Genomic DNA, 16,279 nt, shown 5'->3' with positions numbered 1-16,279 from the left:
GATCATTCGGAAATTCACTATCGTACTTTGCAATTAATACTCTATCTTTTTCTTCACTTGCTTCTTCACCTAGATATTTACGTTTTCAAATTATCATTTGGACACTAAAACTATACTTTGTATCGAACCAATTCGTATAATCATAGTGTATGTTCAACTTCCTGTTACTATCTACAGACATTGTAAATGAATACCAAAGCTCTTGATGACTATTTTCAAAACTGCTTCTTAATTGATTGCTCAATTCAAACAGTTTTCTTTTACATTTTTTAAATTCTTGTTGATCCACATGATACTCGAACGGGATTTTCAAGCTATACGTAAAACTTTGTGTATTCTGAGGTGTATTATAAAAAAATAAGTACCTCCCCCAGTTTCTGATATTTGAGCATAAAAATAAAACTTTCCCCATTCTTCTGGTATCATTTTATTCACTGTTTCAGCTATTTTTTTATGTAATTGCTTCATTTCATTTTCCACTCTTTTCATGACTTCAGTTCGTTCAAATTCTATACCTACCATTCTTCCAGATTTAGCTGCTTGATATTGATATTTAGCTTCCTTTATGTATTTTAGACTTAGACCTAACTCTTTTCTCTTTTTATAATGCATCAATTAACCTAAGTTTAGTTACTAATTCATTATATTTTAAAAATATCAACCGCATCTCCTGGAGATTTATTAATAAGGAGTTCAGGAATGTTTGGATTACTCTTCTTTAATTTATATTTTTGAATGTTTGTTAATTCAGGATTGAAAGAAATAGCCTGAGATGTAAACTCTAAGTTTATGAGTTTGTTGTAAACTTCCCCTAAAAATTTTTTCCAATTTTCCAAAGGAGAATTTAAAACCTCACCAGGATCTTCTAACATACGATACCCGTCTGCATAATGAAACATCAGTAAACCTGTTCCAAAATCACAAGCTGCATTTTCTAGAATAACTGTTGGCACTTCAAATCCACTATTCCAGTTATAATTTGCAGCAGAGTAATGAAGCAATAGAGAGTTATTAGTATTCAATAAATAACTTATTATATAATCCTTATCTGTGCTATTAAGTAACTGTTGAAGAAAATGAATATCGTCCTTATCCATAAGTTCTTGCCTCCTTTTTAAAAAACTCAAATGCTATAAATTATTGATTATTGCTGTTAAAATTTTCTTCATATCTTTTCATTTTCATCATTTGTTCTTTATCTTTTTCATCCGCTAATTCTCTACTTAAATATTTGTACTCGAAGATCCCGCATCTTCACTTTGTTCTTACTGCTTCCTTTATTTGTATAGCCTTAATAATTATTTAAATAGGATTATTTGGATATTCTTTTAAATATTGATCTATTAAACTTTTAGTTTTTTCATCCACCGGTGCTTCATCTAAATATTTATACTTCCAAATCTTTTTCTGTGCTACAAATCCGTAATCTGTATTCAACCAATCTGTATAATCAAATGATACAGAGAACTTCCCTGTTTGATCTAACATTAGCGTAAAAGAATACCATAGCTCCTGGTTATTTTCTTTAAAGATTTCCCTGAGCTGTTCACTAAGATCAAAAAGCTTATCTTCTTTATTATTAAATTCTAGTTCCGATAGATTAAATTGTTTCGGTATATCTAGACTATACGTGTAGCTATTATCTCTAATTGATTTATAAAAAAAGTAAACTCGCCCCCCGGATTCATCAATCTGTGCATAAAAATAAAATCTTTCCCATTCTTCTGGAATCATATTATTAACCGTTTCTGCTATTTCTTGATACAATTCCTGTAACTGGCTTTCCATTTGCATAGAATTTATCCTCCTGACTGGTTTTCAACTGTTGCTATCCCTAGTTCTTCATCTTCAATTTGGTATGTTATTCTAACTGTTTATCTTTAACTTTTTTATGTTTCTTCAAATCCATGTCAGACAACTAAAAAAAGACACTTGGTTACTTTTGTACAAAATCAAGTGCTTTAAGTCCATCTGTTTTTTAGTAGCATTAATGTTGTAACTTTCATAGTAAAAGTATGATACTTATATATATATCGTAGCAACTATTAAGCTGACACATCTTATGAACTCTAGCTTTACAAAAGAATTAGCGTTCTTCTTTGCACAAATATAAGTATTGGCCAAACTCAGGAAACACATCCCAGTTTTTTTCAAGGGTATTGTTTGTTTCGCGCTCCTCTACTGAACCATTCTTTAAATCTCGCTTTTCCATTGCTATGTAACCATCTTCTCGGAAATTCAAAATCAAACTACTTACTTCTGTATTAGTTTTATCATCATATTCCCAATACATGGCTGTTCTTAAAAAAAGCTTACCTTCACTCATAACTTCGAAATCATAATTTAAATATTTACGAATTAGTTCATCATAAAACCCTACCGAAACCCATTCATTTGTAATATTTATAATATACTTGTGCTTCTCATCTTCCCCTAGTACGACCGTATAGGGTTTATGTTTTTGGTGGTATGTGTATGCAGTATGCTCATCGAGAATGTTCCAAGGCTTCTTTTTGATATCTGACCATTCGTCACAATAATACATTTCCATAGTCACTTGTACACCTTCCCATAATATTTCTACTAACAGTGCTGTTTTTTTTCACAAATTCTTTATACGTTTCTGGTAAATTTATTCTCCATTTACCTTCCTTTTCAGAAAGCACAGTATCGTCTGGCAAGGGATAAATGATTGATTGATTGATCCATCCTTACATTCCATTTGTATACCTCCTTAACATTATGATGAAGTGTAATAGTAAATTAGATAGTGACAATAGATACTCGACTTTAGCATCCTTGCTCAAATTATTAAATCGATTCATTTGATTTGGTGATTCTCCTTCATACATGATTACCTTTTGAGTAATTTTATGTATTTCGTATCTTTCCCTTCAAATAATCTTCCTTCTGATTTTCGATTAGCTATATCAAAAAACTCTTTGGCAATTAAAAGAGATCCCACTTCATAATAAATAACGCCTGAAATAAACTCTTTTTCACCATCATCAAATCGTTTAAAGCCTGATGAGTATAGATGAGTTAGCCAATATTGGGCACTTTCATAGTCATTCATTATGATAAAGGTATCAATGATATCTTTTACCACCTCATAAGTATCACTATATAACCCTTTTGGAAGCGGAATTTCTTCCCACCCTTTGATTAATACATCAACAGATTGTTGGTAATTTTTCTGTTCAAATAACTGATCACTTTTCACTCTATATTCTCCAACTCTTTGTTGGATATTTAATTCCATTTTCATTTACATTCTCCTTAATAAAATGGGATGACTTGTTAAAACTAAAGATACATTGTTATTTAATAGTTTTGCACTTATAAAATTTGACTAGACCTATTAATCCCTATCCTAAAACGTAAAAAACACCTTTTTCTTTTCTTTAACAATTACGTGCTGTTAAAAATAGTGCATTTAACTGCTTATTGAGGTTTGCTGACTGTTAGTTCTCACTATTTGCTGTAGTGGTCTACACTTACTCATTCGTTCTCTTTATTCAATGGGTTCCATACACTGAGTTAAAATAATTTCATAAAATCTTCTCTTTTTATTGAGGTTTCATTGCTTGTACACTCATAATCATAAAAAACTAATTCCATTCTTTCAATTTCCTCTACTGTGATAAAACCCGTCTCAACTGCGCTATTCAAAAAGACAGTGCTACTATCTGCACCGATACCTTCCAGTGCTTGCGGTACATATTTTACTTTTTCGTTTTTATAAGCTTCCCAAGATGTATAAGCGGCGGCATCCACTAGTAGTGACCATAGCCTAGCCATATTCAAGTCTTCTTCTTCCTCAGCAAATTCTGAGATCCCTGTATAGTCTGCATTGTCAATAAGCTCATAGAGTTCATCTCCAGTTACAGTATGAGATTCACCCCATAACCAACATTTGTCTAACGCTTCTCTACCTGCTGGATATCTTTCATCACCTTTACTTATTACAGAAAATACTCTTTCAGCAACAATTAAAACAACCCCAACTTTTCGTTCACTTTGCAAATTAAGAATGAATTTATTTTTCACAAAATCCTCTTTATGTTTATTTAATAATCTTTCCATTTTTTTAACGTACACGTAATTCATTTTTGAACTTTTCTATGATTGTACTGATTGTTACGCTCAAATAAAAGAAAGCACCTGCTTCCTTTTATGGACAATCAAGTGCTATATGCTATATAAACTTACTTAGTCTATTTACACATTATTTTTTAATTATCTTGTAACCCTATTAAAATCCATTCATCTACAATATCCCAGAAATCAACACTATATTCAGGCTGATCATTGGTGAACCACAGTGTTGCTCTATTATCCGTACAATTGTTCAAATCTACCGCAACGTATCCACCCATACCATTCTCAAAAAATCCATAAGTGGTATCAAGATTGATTTCTAATGGATGCTCTAAATCATCAAGAATCCCCCATTCATCTTCTTTAAAATAAGTTACTCTCTCTAACGGTACTAGACCCATTGCTCGACTTGGCATATAATAAAAGCCATTATGTAACTTTCCGTAAAATTTAACAATAGATTGCGGAACACTTGACCAAGCTTGTTCAATGTCTAAATCGTAAATTGATTTGTTTGGTATTCCCCCTTCATAATAAAGAATTTCGTCATTTTCACTCTTCACGCTATATAGAATGGCGTACTGTCCATTATCTATAATGAGTTCAACATCTACTAAATTCTCTTTTAAATATGAAATCGTGTGACTTAATTCTTTTTCACATACCCGATTCCATAAAGCAATTAGTTTATCTTTCCTCTCAGTCTTGTCAGTTTCTATAAATACTTCCACCCATTCTTTCGGGATGTTCTCTTTCTTAATATTTAGTAAGTCTTCATTAGATACAAACTCAATACTTTTTCTGTATTGTTGCAGAAAAGACAACTTATCCACTTAGAATCACTCCTATTTATCCGCTTAAATTCATTTATTAAACTATCTTTATTTTCTACCGTGTTTTCTCTTGTAAATATGGTTATAGATTGTTGTCGGATAAAAAACAGTTTATTTAGATGGTCACATCATGCCACCCTACGTCATTCACCTGTTCATCTAATAAACGAAGTCCCAATCCATTTTCTATATCCCATGTACAATCAAATGTTAGTCCAATATCACGTTCATCATAAATATCCTTATACGAAACAATAATACCCACTAGGCTAATTATTTCAAGTATTTGGTCAGTGTTTTCAGTTTCTAGGTAATGCCTATTTTAACTAACATCACAACCTAACTCATGCCATGTTTGTTTATATACGTCTTTGTACTTGTCATACATGGAACTTCCCCCCACTTACTCGCTGAGCTAAGCTCGTTCCGCTCCTTCAGGTAGGGGTCTTCTAGACTAAAATGATAAAATGTCATCTCACCTAGACTCGTAATTCTTTTTCTACTCATTTCACTCGTACTTTGTTTTTTTATTTATATATTCGTTATTGTGTTTCCTATACGATCTGCTTGTAAAATATAAAATAAGTAGTAAGTCTACTTCATTAGAACGAACCTTATACCTCTACTGGCCCCATAAAACCAGTAATAATAAGAATATGTTCCTTCAATTTGACCTTTTTTAAGTTCTCTACTTTTTCTGCTCCACCTAACCCTAATAGAGGTGTATAACCAAAACACTCATCATACTCTAACTCATTGTATTGTTTAAGCGCTTCGGGATAAGGCTGCCAAGATAAATCTTCATCCCTGAATTCTAAATCAGCAATATTTTGAAAGAAAAATTCAAATGTAAACATAATAATCTTTACTATGCCATACCTGTAATTAAGTAATCCAACATATCCATCCGCCCAAATAATCAAGTCTCCCATACTCGTAGCAAACAATACGATTGAATCCTTAAATCTTGGACAACTCTCCTCCAAGATTTCTATAAATTCCTCTGGATTTACGCTTTTAAAATACCCTTGCATAAATGTACCAAATCCATAATTACTCCAAAAATTTATCACTTCATTTGGTACTAATTCTTTATACTTTTCAATGATTTCACTCGGAACTTTACTATGCAACTTAAAATCTTTTAAATATTGCTCCATTCAAACTCCTCCCCTAAAGTGTTAACTTTACATTCAAATACGTATTTTTAAATTGTTCTGGTGTCATGTTTTTCGCTACTTCCTCTATTTGTTTATCAATACTCTTGATTCTAGACCTCCATTAACTACCTATAGAGAAATTAATCCTCTTATCTCCTATTATTTCAGCTTTTCCACCTGCTATCTAGTCAGGAGTCAGGGTGCTTGAGTAACTAACCATGCCTGAGCTTTTTTCTTTGCTTGTGATAACGGTAATCCCTCACTTTGAAGTTCATTTACCTTTTGTACATAAGCTTTTTGTCTAGCTATTTTTGAACTGCATTTCCTTCTTTCGCTCTACCTTTATCAATAAATTGCTCTCGATTTTTCTGATATTCATATATGGTTAATTCATTCATCCCTTTTTCTTGATCTTTTAACTGTCTTGTAAATTCTTATGAATCGAATTTAGTTTTGTAGGTAAATTTCACTTTAATTTCTTTTGTTCTAGGTATATCATCTAAATGCTTGGCTTTATCCGTATCCTTATTTAAAACCAAAAGCGATAATTGGGTTACCAATTATCGCTTACTAAGTCAAACCATTTGATGTACTATAAAGTAACAATTATTTTATTATCTATGATAGTTCTAAAATTGGTGTAATTTCTCATCATGTTATTACCATATGCACTAACTGCTTCATTACCACACACCAATACTAAATTAAAGCTTGTTATTTTTCACTTCTTCAAACCACTCATCAGCAACGTGATCAGCTGTTTTACTATCATCGTTAGTATATACTAAATCATACTTGTATCCAGCTTTAAAATTGCCACTCTTAACATCATAGATTAACTTCATCTCCGTTGGCATATCTCTTTCATATTCTTTGCATAATTCTTCAATCTTTTCGATATCTTCACATATTATTCGCAACACCATAAGCATTCTTTTTTGAGACACATCATATCTTTCGTCTCCATTCTCCAATGCATCATTCACTTTATGACATTCTACATACTTATTATTGATACAATAAAAGAAACTGCCTGAAACAATTCCTCCTTCACGTGAAGCATAAACATATATTTTATCAGCTCTATCTTCAACGTACTCCATACATATAGATATCATATCAGCTTGTAACTCACTAAACTTATCTTCAAATTCTTTCATACTACCTTTACTCCTTTAGCCGCTCTAAATTTAAGTTCAACGTCAATGCTTTTTCATTTAGTTGGACACCACTATCTCTGAACATATGTATCAAGTCCGAGTTATTCTCTTTACTTTACAGTATGCTTTACCAGGTAGCCCTCAAAATTATAAAACAATATCTTGAAAACCAACCGCGACTATTTCTTCATCCTCAAATTTTACCGCAAGACCATGCTCAGGTTCCCACGTGCATTCAAGTAACAAACCAACTTGTCTTACATCTTCATCAAAGACCATAGGAAATATCAGTTGCTTAGGTTCAACAATAGTAGCTATCTCGTCCTTTGTGGATATGACAGGAGCCATCTTATCAGCGAATTTCTCACCGAGCCGCTGTCTGTAATCTTCGTAAACTTCTAAATAATAGTTCAATATAGCATCCTCAGCCAAGTTCAAAAGACGTTCTTTGTCATTAAAAAATTTATGATAAGCATTGACCTGTGCATCTTCAAATTCTGCATCATCTTCTGCTTCAATATTTAATATTACAGTCTTTTCCTGTCCAAACAAGGTAATGTTCATAGCCCTCTTCCAACCATGGTAGTAGGCTAATTCTCCAAACATTTTATGTTGAATGGTCTTCATTGCTGCCACCCTCTACTTGTTTTTTTACTTTACCTGCCTTAAAAACTCCACTTAGGGTTTCATTGACCCTCTCATTCTTATAAGCAAATGTGGAGTCACCACGTTCTTCATTCTATTTTCCATTATTCACCGGCATTTGTGCAAGTCTTTCTCCATACGTATTGTTAAAGGTTCTAGCTGGGCTCTTCTGCCCAACTTCAAACGTACCCTTAGGAGCCTCCTCAAAATTTACGCCTTCTCTCAGTAGCGAAACTGCCTTTTATAAAAAGAAACCCTTTAACGAGTAACTGACACTCAATCAAGGGTTCTTAATAAGTAAAAAGCTATTTTATTATTAAATATGTTCCCTCTTAACTTGCTCAAACCACCGCCTAGCAACGGAACTTGCAGTTTCGTTAGAATCAATTGTATGCACAAGCTCATACTTATAATCTGCGGTTAATTTATTTGCTTTAACATCGTAAACCAGTTTAATCTCTGTTGGCATTTCACGATTGTATTCTTTGCATAATTTAATCATTTCTTTAATATCTTCATTGATTATTTTAACAACTGCTTTTTGACGGACTACAGAAGTATCATAAGAAAAATCGTCTTTATTCTCTACATTGATCAATGCATCATTAAGTTTATGTCTCTCGACAATTTTACCATTGATATTATAAAAAAAACCATTTAAAATAAGACCTTCTTCATAAGAACAATATATATATATATTTTATTTGCTCTATCGAAAACATACTCTAAACATATCGAAACCATATCCGCCTGAAATTCACTAAAGTAATCCTCAAATACTTTCCCCAATATGTTCACTCCTAGTTTAGTATATTTATTCCCTCATATCTTCCGTCTATCTCATATTCAACGATAAATTCTGATGGCCTTTTATTGTTTCCTTTTCTTCTTGAAATAACAAAAACAAAAAGCATTTGTTGCCATTCCATAGACAATCAAGTGCTTTAAGTTTATATGTTTTCGAAGTTTCTATGTTCGTTCAAAGTTTGTAAGTTTCATTACACCGCCGTAACAATATTACCTAACGCACTTAATTCTTCGCATCTTCAAGAGTTTTAAGATACTTTTCTAAGTATTTTTTCCCTGAATTACTTTTAGGCATAATACGAAGATGCTCATATTCCCAAATAATCATTCTCTCATGAGAATTTTCATCCGAAAGGTCATCATAATTAAAATCAATTTTAAACTTTCCTGTATTATCAAAAATCATAGTGAAGTTTGTCCAAACTTCTTGATTGTTATCAATAAACTCTTTCTTCATGGTCTTAATACAACCTAACAAACAATGCCACTTCTTAAAATATTCTTCTTCTGATACATTAAAAAGTTCAACAATATTATGACTGTAAATAGGCGTAGCATCCTCTTCTGGATAGTAATAAAAATATGACTCTTGCACACCTTCTCTAACCTCACCATAAAGATATATATTAAACCACTTGTTGGGAATTGTATCAATCACAACCTCTGCTATTTCACTATATAACTTACTTAACTTTTCATCCCTCATCTAATTCCCCTCTCGGTACGTTATCCAAATTCTTTTCCACAACCATAAAATTTTCATGAACTAAGTGTTTATTTTCTCTTACTCCTTAGTCATATAACTTATTGAGAAATTCAGTAAATGTTGGTTCAACGTAAAATACATTTTCTCTTGCACGCTCTTCCTGGTAATCATTAAAGACTTCTAGAATATGCTCACCATCTTCAACTTCATATGTTAATAATTTTCCAAATACCTTTTCTTTTCCTTCAACTTGACATAATTCAGGACTAACATGGGCACCATTATAATCTATAGCGACCTCTATATAATCTAAGGGAAATTTCACTCCTAATTTTTCTTCAACATTCTCCACTTCTTTCTTAGTCACTGGTTCATCCCATGATCTCCAATTTATATTACTCATCCCTCTATAAATTATCTCAGTCCATAACTTTGCAACCCCATGTCATACCTAGAGGCTCTTTTAAATATCTTTTCAAATGTTAATTTTTATTCATTACAATATGGTGTTTAGCTTACAGAATCTTGTATAACATGCATGGTGAGGGCATTACCGTTATAAAATAAAAAAACCTGAAAGGCATAAAAACCAATTCAGGTCATCTTGTTAATACAAAGCTAATTGTAAATAGGTGTTGCATTAAGAACAGTACCAGCAGGACCCAATTTCTCAATTAGCTTCTTTGCCTTACCATATGGGAATTTTTCTACTAATATAAAAGGCGGATTCTTAGAAGCCCTTAATAAATCTCCAGTTGATATGTCTATTCCTAACACTTTTTTTATATTTACTAAGTCTTTTAACCCACCATCAGGGGCTTTTATCAACACTATATTGCAAGTATTAGATGATTCTACTGCTTGCTTCTGTGCTCCTTCAATTAAACAACCATTACTAACCCATTTAATGAAATCTAAAGCAATTATAGTAGCATTGGTAGGATTCATGTCGCCAGAATCAACTACAAATACTGTTTTTTCTTCCGTATCTTGCAGCATTAAAAAAACATTTCCACCACCGTCATCACCAATGGCAACATAGTCGCTTGTATATTTATCTACTTCCCAAGTTTCATTTCGTTCCGCAATATCCTGAGTACCGTAAATTAACACCCCACCATCAATTGAAAAACCATTCGTACATCTCAATAACCCCCTATATACATTAGGTAGAATAATTTTCATTCGATCTTCTACTTCTTGAATTTCAATATCACTTGCTGAAGTGTTGCTTATTAGACCTTGGACGTTGGATAATTTAAACATTTTACGAAGCCTCCTACACTACAGACATATTTATATGCATCTTTAACTGCTTTTTGAGGTGTGCTTACTGTTAGTTCTCATCATTTGCTGTAGTGGTCTACACTTACTCATTCGTTCTCTTTATTTAATATGTTCTAGCTCCTACCCCCAAGGGACCGTTAGGAAGAAACCTGACCGGTATAGGTAGTGAAGACATATTCATCCACATATGTAAGCGTTCATATTCAGTATTCCATGGATAAGATGCTTTCCAAAAAATTTGGGACACTCCATAACGCGGCTTTACAATTTCTGCGATTTGATCAGATAACTCAAAAAAAAACAGACCATAATTTTTTAGGTATTGATTTATGGAACTCAAACTCCAAATATGAACTATGACTCCAGTTAACTTTAAAACTCCCTTTATAGTGCACCGCTTTATCACGATACAGGTGAACTTCAGATACTCTACGCTCTGAAATCACTTTTTCTAGAATTTCCCGACGATTATATTCTACCTTTACTGTTTCAGAGTTACCCCAATGAGTAGGAGCAAATTTTTCATTTGACTCAAACACATCCAAAAGACGACCTAATAGCTCCTCTTCGTTAAAAGCTACTGTGGGGTACATTGAAATTGAAAAATAATTAGGTTTCATTTATATCCTCCTTCCATACTAGATATCATATCAGTCTGCAATTCACTGAATAAATCTTCAAATTCTTTCATACTACTTTTACTTCTTTAACAATAATAAAATGCTGTAAGGCCATGCTTACCATCAATAATGTTTTTAACTATAAATTTCTTTGTTTGCATATTACTCTCAGTATAAATGTTTTTAACATCAACACCTGTTTTTTTGAAATATTTTTTTCAAAATTCAACCTCATTTCTCTTTAACTTTCTGATGTTTTTCACATTCACATCGGATAATTTAAAAACAAAAAATTGTTCACAAAAAAACACTTGTTGCCTAAAAGGCAGTCAAGTGCTTATAGTTCATTTTGTAATATAGCTTTGAACATTACTGAACTGGTCCCATGAATTCAGTAATAATAAGAATATGTTCCTTCAATTTGACTTTTTTTAGATTCTCTACTTTTTCTGCTCCACCAAGCCCTAATAATGGAGTATAACCAAAACACTCATCATAAGCTGGCAACTCATAGTGGTCTACTGCTTCTGTATAAGGTGACCATTCTAATGATCTCCGTCTAAATGGTTCTTCCTCTAAAAATCTAATAAATAAAGAATATTTTGAAGCTAGCACTTTCGTTTTAGCCTTACGATAGTTAACCATCACTACATAGGACTCATTATTTTCATCCATCTCAAATAGTATAATATCACCCATGGATGTAGCAAAAATTGGAATGGCCCCTTCATTTCTTAAATATGTGTCAGTTATCAACTCCCTAAAATCATCAGGGTTAATTACTTTTAAATAACCATTCAGAAGAGTTCCATATCCATATGTTTTCCACGCTTCAATCAATTCTTTTGGAAGATACTCTTTATATTTATTGATTGTTTCTTCTTCTACTGTTCCAATTTGCCGAAAATCATTGTATATATTCAATTCCTACTCCTCCCTAGTGTGTAAGCTTTACATTTTAATACGTGTTTTTTAGTTGTTCAGGCGTCATATCTTTAGCCATCTCTGCTATTCCTTCATCTCTAACAATATGTATCAAGTTCAAGCCTTTTTCCTTACAGTATACTTTGATTTCGTCTTTTTGATATTTCAACTTACCTGTCCTTGAGTTGAGAATTCTGTATACCCAACAACGCTTAATTTTTCAGCCTCCCGTTACGAAATTTAAATTTATATAACGCTTTTTTAACGAATAGCGAGTATTATACGACCGCCTCTTATAAAGATACAACCTAAAAATTAAAATCCAACGCAGAGTAAGAACACCTTTTTACGTTATCCATTGTTTATCGCCACGAGTTTTGTCAATCTCGTTAATTTTTTAACCACTCCATGTCATACTATCTCTAACATGTAAAATGTCACCTCGCCCATTTCTCGTTCTTGTTCGTTTCTCCAAGTGTTAATACGATACTCCATGATGGTACTACCATCATGAGCTCTCGATTCTCAAACAAGTCATTTTCTTATTATCTCATTCAAATATCAGCGAGTTTAATATTAATTAAAGTAAAAAACCTTGAAAGGCATTTAGCCAATCAAGGTGTGCGTTTTATTATGTTTTTTTAATCAACTAGTAACTCCAAGTAATATTTGTCATCTACTTCTATTTTTCTTAAAAATTCTTCAAGAGAAGTCGCAATTTGAATATCATAATAGTAAACCGGACTGCTATTCTTTTCATTTAATTCAATTGACATTAAAGCTGATTCACTACCTTCAAAAAATATTAGTTTGTTATTTTCAAATTCATCATAGATTTCTATGTCAGGATAAAACTCAAAATCATTATCTCTTAATCGAAAATCTCTTACGGAATAAGGATCCATAATACGATTTATATTATACTCTGAACCTTTAATAAACCCGTAGCCAACCTCTATATAAAAATTAACTAACTCCTTAGGAAATTTTAAATCGAGTTCCTTCTCAACCTCTTTTATTTCATTTTCAGTTACTGGATAAAAACTATTTTCTTGATTTGCCTTCATAGATTCGTATCCCATTATTTTCTACCTCCTTTAAATAGTGCATTTGCTGGTGAACCTGCTCCATGTATACCAGCTTGATGCTCATTTGGAAATTTTGCAGGATGCATATTCCACCATTCATGTTCTCCGCCAAAAGTATTTTCAATTATATGATGAGCATCATACTTATCTCCTTGTTTCCTAATTCTTTTACCTGTTTTTTCTGAAATAACATTTTCAGTATACACAGGCCACTTTTGCCCAGTATTTTCTTCCCACTCTTTAATTACTTTATTTTTTACTTTATCAAATTCTGCCCTGTGCTTAGCTGTTTCTATTGGTGACATTTTTTTATATTCTTTATTTCTTAAGGCTTCCTTCAACTTCTCTATTTGGTTTTTAGGTAACTCTCTGCCGGTTCGCCCTTCTATATCTCTAATATATTTTTTTATTGTATCAGAATCTATCTTATTACCCGTACCCTTAGTAACTTCTTGAACCTTCTCAACTTCTTTAACAACCGGTTTCTCCACTCTCTCCACATTCGGGTTAGCCACAAATCGTCCGGTTTCTGGATCTTGGTATCGCTTGGCAGTTGGGTTATAGAGAGCTTGCGCCATCTGCATCGTCTGCTGCTTCACATTCTGCAAGGTCTCCCTCACCGTCTGCTGGGCAAGTGCTGGACCTGCCGGCACAAAATCTGGCATGAGTCTTGGCATACTGCTGTCTAGGATGTTGTTATACGTTTTATGTAGCGACTGAGTCCAAGAGGCCGGTGCGTTTTTGACGCTTTGGTAGGCTTGCTTTGTGACGTTGGCAACAGCGCTTGTGCGAAGCGTGTTGCGCATGTTGTTGAGCTTTTCGGTTCCTTTGGTCGCAAGGCTTTGTCCCATTTTCCCCGCTACCTTCGTAGAAAGCGCTCCAGCTCCAGCAATTCCTAATGCTTGCAGAAGACTTGCTTTACGCTGCTCTTCACTGATTTTATTCCCGAACATGTCGCGTCCGGTCATGTATTCTCCTAGCCCGTTTGCGGCCACAAGACCGTAGAGGCCTTTTTCGGTTTGCTCTAGGACTTTGAAGGATTTGGCAGATTTGTAGGCGTCTAGGGCGTGATCCGCTGCGCTTAGGCCTTTAGCTGTTTTGTAGATGGCTTTTCCGCCTTTTGCGGCTCTTCCTACCCAGCCGACAACCGGAATGAAGCCGGCTGCTGCCATGGCTCCCGCTGCGACGCGCTGTGAGGTGGAAAGTTTTTCACCCGTAACAGGGTCCACGCCTTCTGCTGCTCGTTTATAATCATAATATCCGCTGACCTCTCCTGTAAAGGTAGAAACCGCGTCCCACGTTTTTTCATACCACGGCTTGTTTGCTTCTTCTTCTTGCTTTTTTTCCAGCTCGTATACTTCTTCTTGCTGCTTGTTGTAATCAACATATGAAGTGGCATAGTCGTTTAGCTTTGTTTGAACTTTATACAGCTCGCTGTCGTGATAGGCTTTTTCGTCAAAGGCAAGCTGATAGACACTTCCTCCTTGACTCGTAGCAAGCTCTAAGCCGCTTACTAGCGTATCCACTACCGCATAGAAGTCGTCCATTTCGCTGTATTCTTTTGACCATTCAGCGTCAAGCTGGTTCACTGCTTCAATTGTATCGGTGCGTTTTTTCTCTGCTTCTTCTATTTTATCGTTAAACTCACTCGTTGAAAACGCTGAAATAGAGACGATATCATCGATGCCGTTTAAAATACTCTGCAGATCGTCGTGCTGCTGCGCAACCATTTCTTTAGCATTGCTATTGGCGTTTTTTAGCTCTGTTTCTAAAAATGATTCAGTTACAATCGTGCTTCCTGATAGCTTTGCTTTTTCAGCTTTAACGTGAAGCGTTGAAAAATAGCTTTGCTGCATTTTAATTAAGTTTTCCCACTGTCCGGCCGTATCGACGTGCTGCTTATAAAAAGATTTTATATTGTCAGCGCCTTTTCCTTCTAAGCTGCCTTCTAAGTCTGCTACGCCCTGCAGCGCTTTTTTCAATTCACCCAGCTGGCTGAGTAACTCATCGTAGGCTTTTTCCCTGTCTTTTGCTACATCAAACAGCGCTTTTGCATCGTATACCTTTCCCACAGTCATCCCCCTTTGCTGCTACGAATGGATAATAGATTCGTCTTGTTCTTTTAGTAAGTCTACATTAGATTTTGTATCTTTTACGTTTTTGTTTAGTGCTTTTATATAAGTAGAAATAAGCGTTTGAATTTCTTCTTCGCGCGCTTCCCATTTCTCTGTAGTATCAAGGCTGTTTTTTCCAAGGTCAGGCATTTTGCTAATGGATAAATTCCCAATCGCTGAGCTGACTGCTTCAAGCTTTTTGATAACGTCAGCGTGATCAAGCTTAATTGTCATGAAAACAGCCCCCTTCTAATTTCACTAATCTTGTTTTCTACTGCGTCATAGGCTTCTTCACCTTTAGCTAATAAAGAATCCGCTTCTCCAATAACGGCGTTCAAGCCACTCAAAGCTCCTTTTTCAGCTTCTAGCGCCCATATCTTTGTTTCAATTTCACGAATGTATCCATCGTAATCACCGTCTAAAATGCCTTTTATGTTGTCGTAGGCTGCCGTACGTTTTTCGTCAAAATCATCCGATAACGTACCCGTCCATTTGTCTCCCAGCTCAGGCTTTTTGATGTGTTCAATTTCTTTTAATGAAACAGCTTGTTCATGCTCAATTTTACTTTTAGCCGTTCTTAGCTTAGAAATTTTCCCTTCTACATCTGAGACTCTTCCAGATACTTCACCCAGCAGTCCGTCTAATACGCTTCCTAACCCCATATCGTTCCTCCTGTTCCGCACATTTCGAGTTTAATCCAATAATTATAAGTATAAAATTTGTCTCATTATAGCTAAATAGGAAAAAACTCTCTTTTTTATGCTTCTAGTTTCATGAATTGAGATAAAAATGAAAAATAAGAGAAAAAAGACTCATGTCTAAATACGTTATCCA

General features: G+C 34.1%; 18 protein-coding genes and 4 pseudogenes. All 22 read right to left on the bottom strand.

Annotated elements, in window-relative coordinates; all coding sequences use genetic code 11:
• Window positions 1-85 precede the first annotated feature (85 nt).
• A pseudogene (locus AC1VNJ_RS12075) lies at window positions 86-426 on the bottom strand (immunity protein YezG family protein).
• Between the two features lie 215 nt (window positions 427-641).
• A complete protein-coding gene (locus AC1VNJ_RS12070) occupies window positions 642-1,097 on the bottom strand; it encodes a DUF4274 domain-containing protein (protein ID WP_025751642.1) in 456 nt (151 codons plus the stop codon).
• 205 nt (window positions 1,098-1,302) lie between these two features.
• On the bottom strand, window positions 1,303-1,788 hold the full coding sequence (locus AC1VNJ_RS12065; protein ID WP_374734165.1) for an antitoxin YezG family protein: 486 nt from the start codon (window positions 1,786-1,788) through the stop codon (window positions 1,303-1,305).
• A 298-nt stretch (window positions 1,789-2,086) separates the two neighbouring features.
• Window positions 2,087-2,551: a hypothetical protein gene (locus AC1VNJ_RS12060; protein ID WP_461673100.1), complete on the bottom strand. Its 465-nt coding sequence runs from the start codon at window positions 2,549-2,551 to the stop codon at window positions 2,087-2,089.
• A 303-nt stretch (window positions 2,552-2,854) separates the two neighbouring features.
• Complete coding sequence (locus AC1VNJ_RS12055; RefSeq protein ID WP_098626658.1) at window positions 2,855-3,268, bottom strand: hypothetical protein; 414 nt, start codon at window positions 3,266-3,268, stop codon at window positions 2,855-2,857.
• Window positions 3,269-3,540: 272 nt separating this feature from the next.
• Window positions 3,541-4,086 (bottom strand): Imm6 family immunity protein, encoded by a 546-nt coding sequence (locus tag AC1VNJ_RS12050; RefSeq protein ID WP_226701296.1) that lies wholly within the window; start codon window positions 4,084-4,086, stop codon window positions 3,541-3,543.
• Between the two features lie 149 nt (window positions 4,087-4,235).
• Window positions 4,236-4,934, bottom strand: a complete 699-nt coding sequence (locus AC1VNJ_RS12045; RefSeq protein ID WP_374734028.1) for an SMI1/KNR4 family protein — start codon at window positions 4,932-4,934, stop codon at window positions 4,236-4,238.
• A gap of 115 nt (window positions 4,935-5,049) precedes the next feature.
• Window positions 5,050-5,232 (bottom strand): annotated as a pseudogene (locus AC1VNJ_RS12040) (DUF6985 domain-containing protein); the annotation flags it as partial.
• Window positions 5,233-5,548: 316 nt separating this feature from the next.
• Entirely contained in the window at window positions 5,549-6,094 is a 546-nt protein-coding gene (locus tag AC1VNJ_RS12035) for a T6SS immunity protein Tdi1 domain-containing protein (RefSeq protein WP_025751635.1), read from the bottom strand.
• Window positions 6,095-6,399: 305 nt separating this feature from the next.
• A complete protein-coding gene (locus AC1VNJ_RS12030) occupies window positions 6,400-6,492 on the bottom strand; it encodes a hypothetical protein (RefSeq protein WP_226555440.1) in 93 nt (30 codons plus the stop codon).
• Between the two features lie 306 nt (window positions 6,493-6,798).
• On the bottom strand, window positions 6,799-7,254 hold the full coding sequence (locus AC1VNJ_RS12025) for an immunity protein YezG family protein (protein ID WP_226555438.1): 456 nt from the start codon (window positions 7,252-7,254) through the stop codon (window positions 6,799-6,801).
• Between the two features lie 147 nt (window positions 7,255-7,401).
• Window positions 7,402-7,881, bottom strand: a complete 480-nt coding sequence (locus AC1VNJ_RS12020) for a DUF6985 domain-containing protein (protein ID WP_226555436.1) — start codon at window positions 7,879-7,881, stop codon at window positions 7,402-7,404.
• Window positions 7,882-8,215: 334 nt separating this feature from the next.
• A pseudogene (locus AC1VNJ_RS12015) lies at window positions 8,216-8,643 on the bottom strand (DUF600 domain-containing protein).
• A gap of 286 nt (window positions 8,644-8,929) precedes the next feature.
• Window positions 8,930-9,412: an antitoxin YezG family protein gene (locus AC1VNJ_RS12010; protein ID WP_482640830.1), complete on the bottom strand. Its 483-nt coding sequence runs from the start codon at window positions 9,410-9,412 to the stop codon at window positions 8,930-8,932.
• A gap of 85 nt (window positions 9,413-9,497) precedes the next feature.
• Window positions 9,498-9,815 (bottom strand): SMI1/KNR4 family protein, encoded by a 318-nt coding sequence (locus tag AC1VNJ_RS12005; RefSeq protein WP_371905692.1) that lies wholly within the window; start codon window positions 9,813-9,815, stop codon window positions 9,498-9,500.
• A 215-nt stretch (window positions 9,816-10,030) separates the two neighbouring features.
• The gene (locus AC1VNJ_RS12000) at window positions 10,031-10,678 is read right to left on the bottom strand and encodes an SMI1/KNR4 family protein (protein ID WP_371905693.1); all 648 of its coding nucleotides are present in this window, start codon (window positions 10,676-10,678) and stop codon (window positions 10,031-10,033) included.
• 127 nt (window positions 10,679-10,805) lie between these two features.
• Window positions 10,806-11,319, bottom strand: a pseudogene (locus AC1VNJ_RS11995) (hypothetical protein); the annotation flags it as partial.
• Window positions 11,320-11,688: 369 nt separating this feature from the next.
• Window positions 11,689-12,243, bottom strand: coding sequence for a T6SS immunity protein Tdi1 domain-containing protein (locus tag AC1VNJ_RS11990; protein WP_098113076.1), 555 nt, complete (start codon window positions 12,241-12,243; stop codon window positions 11,689-11,691).
• 641 nt (window positions 12,244-12,884) lie between these two features.
• A complete protein-coding gene (locus tag AC1VNJ_RS11985; protein WP_098113077.1) occupies window positions 12,885-13,325 on the bottom strand; it encodes an SMI1/KNR4 family protein in 441 nt (146 codons plus the stop codon).
• Window positions 13,325-15,403, bottom strand: a complete 2,079-nt coding sequence (locus AC1VNJ_RS11980) for a ribonuclease YeeF family protein (protein WP_482640829.1) — start codon at window positions 15,401-15,403, stop codon at window positions 13,325-13,327. Before AC1VNJ_RS11980 ends, AC1VNJ_RS11985 begins: the two co-directional genes overlap by 1 nt.
• 18 nt (window positions 15,404-15,421) lie before the next feature.
• The gene (locus AC1VNJ_RS11975; protein WP_243556672.1) at window positions 15,422-15,679 is read right to left on the bottom strand and encodes a YwqI/YxiC family protein; all 258 of its coding nucleotides are present in this window, start codon (window positions 15,677-15,679) and stop codon (window positions 15,422-15,424) included.
• On the bottom strand, window positions 15,676-16,107 hold the full coding sequence (locus AC1VNJ_RS11970) for a YwqH-like family protein (RefSeq protein WP_013057382.1): 432 nt from the start codon (window positions 16,105-16,107) through the stop codon (window positions 15,676-15,678). The genes AC1VNJ_RS11975 and AC1VNJ_RS11970 overlap by 4 nt, the downstream gene beginning before the upstream one ends.
• Between the last annotated feature and the right edge of the window lie 172 nt (window positions 16,108-16,279).

Source organism: Priestia sp. 3CA3, assembly GCF_056836725.1.
The sequence above is the reverse complement of the archived record's forward strand: the minus strand, read 5'-3'. Positions and strand labels throughout refer to the sequence as shown.

Coding starts and splice junctions, on each gene's coding strand:
- AC1VNJ_RS12070 (WP_025751642.1), bottom strand. CDS start 1,097: ATGGATAAGGACGATATTCATTTTCTTCAACAGTTACTTAATAGCACA.
- AC1VNJ_RS12065 (WP_374734165.1), bottom strand. CDS start 1,788: ATGGAAAGCCAGTTACAGGAATTGTATCAAGAAATAGCAGAAACGGTT.
- AC1VNJ_RS12060 (WP_461673100.1), bottom strand. CDS start 2,551: ATGGAAATGTATTATTGTGACGAATGGTCAGATATCAAAAAGAAGCCT.
- AC1VNJ_RS12055 (WP_098626658.1), bottom strand. CDS start 3,268: ATGAAAATGGAATTAAATATCCAACAAAGAGTTGGAGAATATAGAGTG.
- AC1VNJ_RS12050 (WP_226701296.1), bottom strand. CDS start 4,086: ATGGAAAGATTATTAAATAAACATAAAGAGGATTTTGTGAAAAATAAA.
- AC1VNJ_RS12035 (WP_025751635.1), bottom strand. CDS start 6,094: ATGGAGCAATATTTAAAAGATTTTAAGTTGCATAGTAAAGTTCCGAGT.
- AC1VNJ_RS12030 (WP_226555440.1), bottom strand. CDS start 6,492: ATGAATGAATTAACCATATATGAATATCAGAAAAATCGAGAGCAATTT.
- AC1VNJ_RS12025 (WP_226555438.1), bottom strand. CDS start 7,254: ATGAAAGAATTTGAAGATAAGTTTAGTGAGTTACAAGCTGATATGATA.
- AC1VNJ_RS12020 (WP_226555436.1), bottom strand. CDS start 7,881: ATGAAGACCATTCAACATAAAATGTTTGGAGAATTAGCCTACTACCAT.
- AC1VNJ_RS12010 (WP_482640830.1), bottom strand. CDS start 9,412: ATGAGGGATGAAAAGTTAAGTAAGTTATATAGTGAAATAGCAGAGGTT.
- AC1VNJ_RS12005 (WP_371905692.1), bottom strand. CDS start 9,815: ATGAGTAATATAAATTGGAGATCATGGGATGAACCAGTGACTAAGAAA.
- AC1VNJ_RS12000 (WP_371905693.1), bottom strand. CDS start 10,678: ATGTTTAAATTATCCAACGTCCAAGGTCTAATAAGCAACACTTCAGCA.
- AC1VNJ_RS11985 (WP_098113077.1), bottom strand. CDS start 13,325: ATGGGATACGAATCTATGAAGGCAAATCAAGAAAATAGTTTTTATCCA.
- AC1VNJ_RS11975 (WP_243556672.1), bottom strand. CDS start 15,679: ATGACAATTAAGCTTGATCACGCTGACGTTATCAAAAAGCTTGAAGCA.
- AC1VNJ_RS11970 (WP_013057382.1), bottom strand. CDS start 16,107: ATGGGGTTAGGAAGCGTATTAGACGGACTGCTGGGTGAAGTATCTGGA.